Source organism: Klebsiella sp. GB_Kp056 (genome assembly GCF_040064755.1).
Classification (GTDB): Bacteria; Pseudomonadota; Gammaproteobacteria; order Enterobacterales; family Enterobacteriaceae; genus Klebsiella; species Klebsiella quasipneumoniae.
This window is the reverse complement of sequence record NZ_JBEAJA010000006.1, coordinates 1-11,007: the sequence shown is the minus strand read 5'-3', so window position 1 is coordinate 11,007 and position 11,007 is coordinate 1. Positions and strand designations below refer to the sequence as shown.

Sequence of the window (11,007 nt, the reverse complement as noted above, 5' to 3'; positions counted from 1 at the left end):
GTGCAATCTTCAGGGATTGCCCGGCGGCGCTGCGCTTGCGCGGGCCTACAGATAATGGCATAACGGTTTGATCTTGCAGTCTTTCGCAGGCCGGGTAAGGCGAAAGCCGCCACCCGGCAGAAATGCGAGCACAATTTTGCGTTGACCGTGTCCTCACCCCAGACCTCTCCCCTGGGAGAGGGAGCAAACCCTAAAAAAGTGCAATCTTCAGGGATTGCCCGGCGGCGCTGCGCTTGCGCGGGCCTACAGATAACCGCATGACGGTTTGATATTGCAGTCTTTTGTAGGCCGGGTAAGGCGAAAGCCGCCACCCGGCAGACATGCGAGCACAATTTTGCGTTGACCTTGTCCTCACCCCGGCCCTCTGCCACAGGGAGAGGGAGCAAACCCTAAAAAAGTGCAATCTTCTGGGATTGCCCGGCGGCGCTGCGCTTGCGCGGGCCTACAGATAACGGCATAACGGTTTGATATTTCAGTCTTTTGTAGGCCGGGTAAGGCGAAAGCCGCCACCCGGCAGAAATGCGAGCACAATAACGAAACAGGTTTGTCATCAGCCAGAAAAAGGCAATTGTCATTGCCTTTTTGCGTTTACCTTGTCCTCACCCCAGATACTCAATCACCGACAGCCCGCCGTTGTAATCGGTGCTGTAGATAATGCCCTGCGCATCGACAAACACATCGCAGGACTGGATCACCCGCGGGCGGCCGGGACGGGTATCCATCATCCTCTCAGGAGCAGCCGGCACCAGCGCCCCGGTCTCCAGCGGACGATACGGGTTGGAAATATCGTACGCCCGCACGCCGGCATTCTGATAGGTGGCGAAGATAAGCGTTGAGCTGACAAAGCTCCCCGGCCGGTTCTCATGCAGGTTATGCGGCCCGAAGTGCGCCCCTTTCGCCACATAGTCGATTTCGTCAGGCTGTGGGAAAGTTGAGATACTCACCGGGTTCGCCGGCTCGCGAATATCAAACAGCCAGATCAGCTTCTCGCCGTCCTCCTGATTGTCGAGCACCGCTTCATCCAGCACCACCAGCAGATCGCGATCCGGCAGCGGCAGCGCGGTATGCGTTCCGCCGCCGAACGGCGGGCTCCAGTTGCGATGGCTGATCAGCGTCGGCTGGGTACGGTCTTTGACATCCAGCAGCGTCAGGCCGCCGTCGCGCCAGCTGCCGTAGGCGGTATCCCCGGCAATAATGGCGTGGTGCAGCGCATAGCGTTTACCCTGCGGCCAGTCCGGTGTTTCACCGCCCGCCTGGTGCATCCCCGGCAGCCACCAGCGCCCGGCAACCTGCGGTTTACGCGGATCGGCCAGATCGATGGTCAGGAAGATGTAGTCGGTAAAACCGTCGATCAGCGCGGACACATACGCCCAGCGGCCGCCGACGTACCAGATGCGGTGAATGCCGATACCGCTCAGCGACAGAAAGCCAATTTCACGCGGCTTATCCGGCGTGGAGATATCAAACACGCGCAGCCCGGCGCTCCAGCCTTTGTCCTGCACATCGCTGACCGTGTCACCCACCGAGCGGGTGTAGTACACCTTCTCATCGGCAAAACGGGCATCGGCAAACAGATCCCGGGCGTTGATCACCAGCAGCAGATCGTCATGCGCCTGGAGGTGCACGTTCCAGGTGCCCGGCGGCGCGGCAATATAGTTGACCGTGGTTGGCCGGGTCGGATCGCGAACATCGACCACGGAAAAACCCTGCGACACCATATGGCCGATATAGGCGAATCCGCGGTGCACCATCAGCTGGACGCCGTCCGGACGACCGCCCTGGTCGCTATGGCCGATCAGCCGCATATTGCGGCTGTATTCTGGGGAAGGTAATGCTGACATAGGGAATTCCTTTCGCCCGGTGGCGCTGCGCTTACCGGGCCTACGGGCGCTGTTGGTTTTCCCCCTCTCCCTGTGGGAAAGGGCAACAGGCCGCCACCCGCCGCCACCCGGCTTCGTTTTATTTGTTTTTCGCTTCCAGCGTCGCAAACCACGGCGCGATAAAGTCTTCCGTCTGGCCCCAGCCCGGAATGATTTTCCCCAGCGAGGCCACGTTCACCGCCCCCGGCTGGGCCGCCAGCAGCGCCTGCGGGATCGCCGCCGCCTTGAAGTCGTAGGTGGCCGGCGTCGGCTCGCCGGCGATCTTATTGGCGATCAGCCGCACGTTGGTCGCGCCGATAAGCTTCGGATCCACCGCCACGCTCACCTTCCACGGGCTGCCGGCTTCGCGCATCAGCTGCAGATCCTGGTTGGAAATATCAATACTGTAGAGTTTGATCTCGGTGCGGCCGTTCTCTTTCAGCGCCTTATAGGCCCCCTGGCTAAAGGCATCCCAGGTGCCCCAGATAGCGTCGATTTTCCCTTTCGGATATTTGGCGAGGATCGCCCCCACCTTGTTGGCAGTGTCGCCCTGCACATCGGACGAAACGGCGCCGATCGACTCCAGCTCTTTAATCCCCGGATTTTGCTTCAGCAGCGTCTGGTAAGCCGCCTGACGGCGCTCCATTGGCGGGAAACCCGCCACCCACAGCTTGACGATGTTGGCTTTGCCGTTGAAGTCTTTCACCAGCTGGCCAAAGGAGAGATCGGTCAGTGAGGCGTCATCCTGCTGGCTGACCGTCACGCCGGGGATCTCGCCGCTCACCGCGGTATCGAACACCGCCACTTTGATCCCGGCGTCCACCGCCTTCTTCACCAGGGCCGTCGAATAGGGGTCACGCCCCTGGGAGAGAATAATGCCGTCGTATTTCTGGCTGATCGCCTGGTTGACGAAGTCCTGGAATTTGGCGTCATCGCCGTTGCTCAGGAAGGTGCTGATTTTGAAACCGAGCTTTTTGCCTTCCTGCAGCGCCCCGGCGACAAACTGGGTGGTGTTATCGTCAGACCCCAGGTTGCGGATCACTGCAATGCGGATCGGGCCATTGTGTTCGGCAATGGCCGCCGGCACCGGCGTCGGGGCGGTGGCCAGCGCCGCCGTCGACTGCAGCAGACCCAGCGTAATGAGAGAGAGTGCGATCTTTTTCATGCGGTTTACCCTGTAAAATGTTAAGTACGGCGCTGAAAATAGGTCAGTGCCAGCGCGCCAGCCAGTACCAGCCCTTTAATAATGTCCATCGCGTAATACGGCACCGAGAGCATCACCAGCCCGTTGGAGAGCACGCCGAGGATCACCGCCCCCACCAGCGTCCCCAGGGCGTTCGGTTTGCCGGAGCCGGCCAGCGAAAAGCCGATCCAGGCCGCCGCCACCGCGTCCATCAGATAGCCGCCGCCGGCGTTAACCTGCGACGATCCGATACGCGAGGCCAGCAGAATGCCGCCGAGCCCGGCCAGCAGCGAGGCAATCACGTACGCCGCCACTTTATAACGCGTGATCCGCAGGCCGGAGAGCCGCGCCGCCTCCGGGTTGCCGCCGATGGCGTACATCCGCCGGCCGTGGGTGGTGAACGACAGCGCCAGCTGGGCGACCAGCGTCACCACCAGCATGATGATGACGATGGTCGGCACCTGGCCCAGCGCGCCAAACGCCGTCGGGAGGGTGCCTTCCGCCATCTCGCCGCTCGGCAGCACCATGTTTTCGGTAATCGACCCGCCGTAGCTGTATGTCATTGCCACCCCCTGAATCACAAACAGGCTGGCCAGGGTGGCGAGCATGTCGGGGATGCGCAGCACCACGATCAGAAAGGCGTTAAACAACCCCACCAGGGTGCAGAGCGCGAGGGTGATCAGAATGGCTTCGGTGGTCCCCAGGCCGTGCCAGACAAACAGGGAGATCACCAGGGCGTTGGCCAGCGACGCCGTCGATCCGACGGACAGATCGAAGCCGCCGATGGTGAGGGAAATCGACACCCCAATGGCAATCACCGTCACGATGGCTATCGAGCGCAGAATGTTGATGATGTTGAACGGGTCAAGGAAGTTGTCCGAGGCGAAGCCAAAGACCGCCACCAGCAGCACCACGGTCAGCAACATGCCCCACTTATAGAGAAAATCAAAAAATCGCTGACGGCCTGATACCGTCGCGTTCACTGCCAGGGCCTTGCTCACGCTGCCGCTCCTCCGGTTGAATAATAAAGCAGTGTCTCTTCCCGGGCTTCCGCGCCGGGGATCTCCGCCACGATCCGTCCGTCCCATAGTACGCAGATGCGATCGCATAAACCGACCAGCTCGGCGAATTCACCCGAGGCATAAATCACCCCTTTGCCTTCCCGCGCCAGACCATCGATCAGCATGAACAGATCGGTTTTCGCTTTCACATCGACCCCTTTGGTCGGTTCGTCAAAAATCAAAACGTTGGCATCGCCGCGCAACCATTTGCCAATGGCCACCTTCTGCTGATTGCCGCCGGACAGACGGCGCAGCGTCTGACCGGGACCGGTGGCGCGCACGCCGAGGCGGGCAATCACCTCCTCCGCCCAGCGCCAGGCGTGGCGATGGCCGAACAGGCTCCAGCGCGAAAAGTGGTTATCGGCGCTGACCGCCAGGTTCATCGCGATCGGCTCTTCGATGAAAATGCCCTCTTTGCGCCGCTCCTCCGGGACCAGCGCCAGGCCGCGCCCCACCGAGTCGGCGGCATCCCGCGGCCGCCACGGCTGGCCGTTCAGCTCGCCGCGCTGCACCCGGCTTTTGCTGGCGCCGAACAGCGCTTTGCACAGCTCGGTTTTGCCCGCCCCGGCCAGCCCGGCGATCCCCAGAATTTCCCCCTTACGCAGGCGCAGCGAGATATCCTGCAGCAGCGCCTCATCGTGCAGCCCTTCCACCTGCAGCAGCACTTCTTCACCGTGCGGCGGACGCGGCGGCGGGAAGATATCGCTCAGCTCGTGGCCCAGCATCTTTTCGACAATCTGTTCCCCGCTCAGCGGCGCCATCGGGCCGCTCTCAATCAGACGCCCGTCGCGCAGCACCGTCAGGGTGTCGCAGATCGCCTTCAGCTCGTGGATGCGGTGCGAAATAAACACCACCCCGATCCCCTGCTGCTGCAGACGGCGTACCACCGCAAACAGGCGTTCGCTTTCATGCTGATCCAGCGGCGCGGTGGGTTCATCGAGGATCAGAAAGCGGCAATGGTGCGACAGGGCGCGGGCCAGCAGGATCTGCTGTTTTTCGGCGAGCGTGCAGCTGTCAATAGAGCGCCTGACGTCCAGCGCCACGTCCAGCTGCGCCAGCGCCTCGCGCGCCAGCTGCCGAACCCGCGACCAGCGGAAGGTCGTCCCCGGCTCCGCCAGCCTGTCCAGCATGATGTTTTCGGCAATGCTCAGGCCCGGCACCAGCGCCACGTCCACCTCCTGCTGCACCAGGTGGATCCCCAGCTGTTTGGCATCCCGCGGCGAACGAATAGTGACCGGCTGGTTATTGATCGTCACTTCGCCCTGATAATGGGCGTGGGTGCCGCACAGCACCGCCATCAGCGTCGACTTACCCGCGCCGTTGGCGCCGGTCAGGGCATGCACCGACCCGCCATGAAGGGTGAAGGCCACCTTGTTCAGCGCCTGAAAGCCGGAGAAGGCCAGGCTAATGTTATGCATCTCAAGGCGATTCGCGCTCATCACTGCTCCCGTGCGGCAATTAATCTTCTGATTTAACGAATTTTTCATAGCCGCCGCTGGCTGACAACTGCGTAAAAAGCATAAGATACAACGAAATAATATTAGCCATCTGGATGTCCAGACATAACATCAGGTTAGCCCAACACCTATAAGGACAGCTTTCATGAGCAACAGCGAGATCCGCGTCGTGCCCGGCCCGGCCAACTATTTCTCCCACCCTGGCAGCCTTCAGCGGCTAAGCGATTTTTTTAACGCCGACCAGCTATCGCGGGCGGTGTGGGTCTATGGCGAGCGCGCCCTGGCCGGCGCCGAACCTTTTCTGCCGGCGGCATTCCACCTGCCGGAGGCAAAAAAGATCCGCTTTACCGGCCACTGCAGCGAACGCGATGTGGCGGCGCTGGCGCAGGCCTCAGGTAACGATCGGGCGGTAGTGATTGGCGTAGGCGGCGGCGCGCTGCTCGACAGCGCGAAAGTGCTGGCCCGCCGCCTGGGAGTTCCGCTGGTGGCCATCCCGACCATCGCCGCCACCTGCGCGGCATGGACGCCGCTGTCGGTGTGGTACAGCGACGCCGGACAGGCCCTGAGTTTTGAGATCTTCGATGACGCGAATTTCCTGGTGCTGGTCGAGCCGCGCATCATTCTCAACGCCCCGGCGGAGTACCTGCTGGCGGGCATTGGCGACACCTTAGCCAAATGGTATGAGGCAGTGGTGCTGGCGCCGCAGCCGGAGGCCCTGCCGCTCACCGTGCGGCTGGGGATTAACGGCGCGCTGGCGATCCGCGACGTGCTGCTGGCCAGCAGCGAAACGGCGCTGGCGGACCAGCGCCGCGGCGAGCTGAGCCAGGCGTTTCGCGATGTGGTGGATGCGGTTATCGCCGGCGGCGGGATGGTTGGCGGGCTGGGGGAACGTTACACCCGGGTCGCCGCCGCCCACGCGGTGCATAACGGGCTGACGGTGCTGCCGCAGACGGATAAATTCCTCCACGGTACCAAAGTGGCCTACGGCATTCTGGTGCAAAGCGCCCTGCTCGGTCAGGATGAGGTCCTGGCGCAGCTGGTGCAGGCCTGGCAGCGCTTTAACCTGCCGGCGACGCTGGCGGCGCTGGAGGTCGATATCACTAACCGCGAAGAGCTTGACCGGGTCATTACCCATACCCTGCGCCCGGGCGAGTCGATTCACTATTTACCGGTGACGTTAACCCCTGAGGTTCTGCGCGCGGCGTTTGAGAAGGTGGAATACTTCAGCCGTTAATCACCCCGACCGTCTATACCTAATGATGATTCTCACCACTCTCGCAACGAGGTCATCATGCAGATCGATTTAACAGGTAAGAAGGCGCTGGTTACCGGCGCCAGCCGTGGGTTGGGTCGGGCTATCGCCCTGTCGCTGGCGCGCGCCGGCGCCGATGTGGTTATTACGTATGAAAAATCGGCCGATAAAGCCCAGGCGGTCGCCGACGAAATAAAAGCGCTGGGCCGGCACGGTGAAGCAGTGCAGGCCGACAGCGCCAGCGCGCAGGCGATTCAGGATGCCGTCACCCATGCGGCGCGTTCCCTCGGCGGGCTGGACATTCTGGTCAACAACGCCGGGATCGCGCGCGGCGGCCCGCTGGAGTCCATGACGCTGGCGGACATCGACGCGCTTATCAACGTCAATATTCGTGGGGTGGTTATCGCCATCCAGGAGGCGCTGGTGCATATGTCAGACGGCGGGCGCATCATCAACATCGGCAGCTGTCTGGCTAACCGCGTGGCGCAGCCGGGCATCGCGGTTTACTCGATGACCAAGTCCGCCCTCAACTCCCTTACCCGCGGCCTGGCGCGCGATTTAGGCCCCCGCGGGATCACCGTTAACCTCGTCCATCCCGGCCCGACCAACAGCGATATGAACCCGGAAGACGGCGAGCAGGCCGATGCCCAGCGTCAACTTATTGCGTTAGGTCACTACGGCCAGCCGGAAGACATCGCCGCGGCGGTCACCTTCCTCGCCAGCCCGGCCGCCGGGCAGATCTCCGGCACCGGGCTGGACGTGGATGGCGGTTTGAACGCCTGATCGCATATTTTTCTGCAAGCCTCTGTCGCCCGGCAGAGGCCTTTTCGAGCCGCCTCGACGGGTTGCGTTTTGCCGCTTACCTGCGTTTTTTCTCCGCTCTACCCTACCCCATAAGAAATTCGGAATTTATCTAATAGTCTTATTATTTCCTTATATTTTGTGTGGTCGTACAGTGGAGGTACGGATGAAGATTGTCTGGTCAAAAACGGCAGATAAGCAATTTTCTAAAATCGATAGTGGCGGTTAAACGCCGAACCACCACCACCTACCTGCATGAGGAGCATGCCGAATATGACTATTCAGTACATCAAGGATGAAGAAGGAAAAGACCAGTATGTCGTCATTCCTTACAGTGATTACTTTCGTATGCGCCTGGCTCTGCTGGAGTACGACGACGAGGATGAAAGCACTGGGAAGATATTCCTTATGAATCAGACATCTATGATAACGTCATGCTGCCAGGCGAAGTATGCGACGTGATGCATAAAGAAAACGTCAGCCTGCAGGCTGCGTGGCGCATCCTGCGCGGGATGTCCCAGCAGGAGGTCGCCGAAAAGCTCGGCATCAGCCAGTCCGCCGTGTCACAGCTGGAAGCGCTGGACTCCCGTCCGCAGAAGCGCACCCGCGAGAAGCTGGCGGCGCTCTACGGCTGTAAGCAGGAGCAGATCAGCCTCTATCTGCCGAAAGAGGGTTAACAGCACTTCGCCCCGCCCTTGCCGCCGTAGCGGGCGTCCTGGCGTTCGCGGAAAAATGCTTCGTAGGTCATTGGCGTCTGATCCGGATGGTTGACGCGCATGTGCTCGACGTAGTTGTCGTAATCCGGCACGCCGATCATCATTTTGGCGGCCTGGCCCAGGTACTTACCTGCTTTGGAAAGGGTGTCGAACATAATTCTGATCTCACAGAAAAAGTACGCCGGGTAAGGCGAAGCCGCCACCCGGCACACAGGTTAATGCGCCCCTTTCGCCTGGGTCACTATCGCGTCCAGGTTTTCAGGCATTGGCTCATACGGTGTCTCTTTCGCCGTCGGTTTATTCTCTTTCAGCGCCGCCAGCGCGGTTTTAATCGAGAACAGCGCCAGCACCACCACCACGATCATAAAGAAGATGGTCAGCCCGGCATCGAGACGGTTGTTAAACACCAGCTGCGCCAGCTGCGACTCGGTGTACTGCGCCGGGATTTTGCCGCTGTCGATCATCGCCTGGAACTTGTTGGCAATCGCCAGGAAGCCCACTTTATTGTCCGGGCTGAAGGCCTTCTGCCAGCCGGCGGTGAGGGTACAGATCAGCAGCCAGGCCGTCGGCACCAGCGCCACCCACGCATAGCGCTGACGTTTCATCTTGAACAGCACCACTGCGCAGAGCATCAGCGCCATCCCCGCCAGCATCTGGTTGGCGATACCGAACAGCGGCCACAGGGTGTTAATGCCGCCCAGCGGATCGACCACTCCCTGATGGAGGAAGTAGCCCCACGCCAGCACGCACAGCGCCGTCGCCAGCAGGTTAGCCGGTAACGAGTCAGTACGCTTCAGGTTCGGGGAGATCACCCCCAGCAGATCCTGCAGCATAAAGCGCGCCGCACGGGTGCCGGCATCCACCGCCGTCAGGATAAACAGCGCTTCAAACAGAATGGCGAAGTGGTACCAGAACGAGACGTCCATCAACCCGCCCAGCGCGCCGTGGAGAATGTAGGCCATGCCCACCGCCAGCGTAGGCGCCCCGCCGGCGCGGGAGATGATGGACTGCTCGCCCACCTCATTCGCGATATGCGTCAACGTTTCCGGGGTAATCGCAAAGCCCCAACCGCTCACCACCTGCGCCGCCGACGCCACCACATCGGTGGTTCCCGCCGGCGCCAGCACCGCCATCGGGCTGTTCATCGCGAAGTAGACGCCCGGATCAATGATACAGGCGGCCACCAGCGCCATAATCGCCACGAAGGATTCCATCAGCATGCCGCCGTAGCCGATAAAGCAGGCCTGATTTTCATTCGCCAGCATCTTCGGCGTGGTACCGGAGGCAATCAGGGCGTGGAAGCCCGACACCGCGCCGCAAGCGATGGTGATAAACAGGAACGGGAACAGGTTGCCAGTCCATACCGGGCCAGTACCGTCGATAAATTTGGTCAGCGCCGGCATGGTCAGGGTCGGACGCATAATCAGAATGCCGATCGCCAGACCGACGATAGTGCCGATTTTCAGGAAGGTGGAGAGGTAGTCGCGCGGGGCGAGCAGCAGCCAGACCGGCAGCACCGCGGCGACAAAGCCGTAGCCCACCAGCATCCAGGTGAGCTGGACGCCGGTAAAGTCAAAGAACGGCGCCCAGGTCGGGCTTTCCGCTACCCAGCCGCCGGAGATAATGGCGAACACCAGCAATACCAGCCCAATCACCGACACTTCGCCAATGCGCCCCGGGCGCAGATAGCGAATGTAGATCCCCATAAACAGCGCCAGCGGAATGGTAAAGGCCACGGTATAGGTTCCCCACGGGCTGTGGGTCAGCGCTTTCACCACGATCATCGCCAGCACCGCGAGGATAATCACCATGATCATAAAGGTCGCCACCAGGGCAATCACCCCGGCGGTCGCCCCCATCTCCTCTTTCACCAGCTCGCCCAGCGAACGGCCGTCGCGACGGGTGGAAACGAACAGCACCATAAAATCCTGCACCGCCCCGGCCAGCACTACGCCGGCGAGGATCCAGATCATCCCCGGCAGATAGCCCATCTGCGCGGCGAGCACCGGGCCCACCAGCGGCCCCGCGCCGGCGATGGCGGCAAAATGGTGACCGAACAGCACTTTTTTGTCAGTCGGGACATAGTCGAGGCCATCGTTATGCCGCACCGCGGGCGTCATGCGCGTCGGGTCGACGCCGAGCACGGTTTTGGCGATATACAGGCCGTAAAAACGATACGCGATCAGATAAACGCAGACTGCCGCGACGACAATCCACAGCGCGTTGATCTGCTCACCCCGGTTTAAAGCAATGTAGCCGAGGGCAAAGGCTCCGATCACGGAGAGCAGTGCCCAGATAAGGTATTTCCCTGAATTATTCATTGTTGTGGTCCACCGGTAGGGTAATCAGGATGTTACAGTTTGTTTCTAGAACACAACGCAGAATTTAACAACATCGAAACAGCGCAGATGCCGTCCACCCACAGAGATTTGTCTCACATTGCTAGCGAGATCACTTAAGGCAGGAAAATGAATGAAAGGATTATCGTGAACGGTGCCGTTTGTTTGTCGGGTGGCGGCTAACGCCTTACCCGACCTACAGATCCGTAGTCCGGCTAAGCGCAGCGCAAGCCGGGGAAACAGCGGCTTCCTGACCCAGAAACCGTAGCCCTGCTAAGTACAGCCGAGCAGGGATATTCCCGGATGGCGGCGCGCTGCGCCTTATCCGGGCTACCCATT

8 protein-coding genes and 2 pseudogenes are annotated in these 11,007 nt (G+C 60.9%); 4 read left to right on the top strand and 6 right to left on the bottom strand.

Annotated features, from left to right (window positions below):
- Positions 1–599 precede the first annotated feature (599 nt).
- From ABLV52_RS00465 to ABLV52_RS00450, 4 genes are all read right to left on the bottom strand, one after another.
- Positions 600–1,841: an LVIVD repeat-containing protein gene (locus ABLV52_RS00465; RefSeq protein WP_048297023.1), complete on the bottom strand. Its 1,242-nt coding sequence runs from the start codon at positions 1,839–1,841 to the stop codon at positions 600–602.
- A gap of 118 nt (positions 1,842–1,959) precedes the next feature.
- Positions 1,960–3,024 carry a sugar ABC transporter substrate-binding protein gene (locus tag ABLV52_RS00460; protein WP_023288796.1) on the bottom strand — a complete coding sequence of 355 codons (1,065 nt, stop codon included), beginning with the start codon at positions 3,022–3,024 and terminating at the stop codon, positions 1,960–1,962.
- 20 nt (positions 3,025–3,044) lie between these two features.
- Positions 3,045–4,043, bottom strand: a complete 999-nt coding sequence (locus ABLV52_RS00455; RefSeq protein ID WP_180402567.1) for an ABC transporter permease — start codon at positions 4,041–4,043, stop codon at positions 3,045–3,047.
- A complete protein-coding gene (locus ABLV52_RS00450) occupies positions 4,040–5,542 on the bottom strand; it encodes a sugar ABC transporter ATP-binding protein (protein ID WP_348889863.1) in 1,503 nt (500 codons plus the stop codon). The genes ABLV52_RS00455 and ABLV52_RS00450 overlap by 4 nt, the downstream gene beginning before the upstream one ends.
- A gap of 163 nt (positions 5,543–5,705) precedes the next feature.
- Here ABLV52_RS00450 and ABLV52_RS00445 point away from each other — a divergent pair, with 163 nt between their 5' ends.
- The 4 genes and pseudogenes from ABLV52_RS00445 (at position 5,706) to ABLV52_RS00430 (ending at position 8,290) form a co-directional block, all read left to right on the top strand.
- Complete coding sequence (locus ABLV52_RS00445; protein WP_348889862.1) at positions 5,706–6,794, top strand: oxidoreductase; 1,089 nt, start codon at positions 5,706–5,708, stop codon at positions 6,792–6,794.
- A gap of 57 nt (positions 6,795–6,851) precedes the next feature.
- A complete protein-coding gene (locus ABLV52_RS00440; RefSeq protein ID WP_023288792.1) occupies positions 6,852–7,595 on the top strand; it encodes a 3-oxoacyl-ACP reductase family protein in 744 nt (247 codons plus the stop codon).
- A 184-nt stretch (positions 7,596–7,779) separates the two neighbouring features.
- Positions 7,780–7,912, top strand: a pseudogene (locus ABLV52_RS00435) (hypothetical protein).
- Positions 7,887–8,290, top strand: a pseudogene (locus ABLV52_RS00430) (helix-turn-helix transcriptional regulator). Before ABLV52_RS00435 ends, ABLV52_RS00430 begins: the two co-directional pseudogenes overlap by 26 nt.
- Here ABLV52_RS00430 and ABLV52_RS00425 read toward each other — a convergent pair.
- Positions 8,287–8,484, bottom strand: a complete 198-nt coding sequence (locus tag ABLV52_RS00425; protein WP_023288790.1) for a YbdD/YjiX family protein — start codon at positions 8,482–8,484, stop codon at positions 8,287–8,289. The pseudogene ABLV52_RS00430 and the gene ABLV52_RS00425 sit on opposite strands and share 4 nt — an antisense overlap.
- 60 nt (positions 8,485–8,544) lie before the next feature.
- Entirely contained in the window at positions 8,545–10,650 is a 2,106-nt protein-coding gene (cstA, locus tag ABLV52_RS00420) for a pyruvate/proton symporter CstA (RefSeq protein ID WP_023288789.1), read from the bottom strand.
- Between the last annotated feature and the right edge of the window lie 357 nt (positions 10,651–11,007).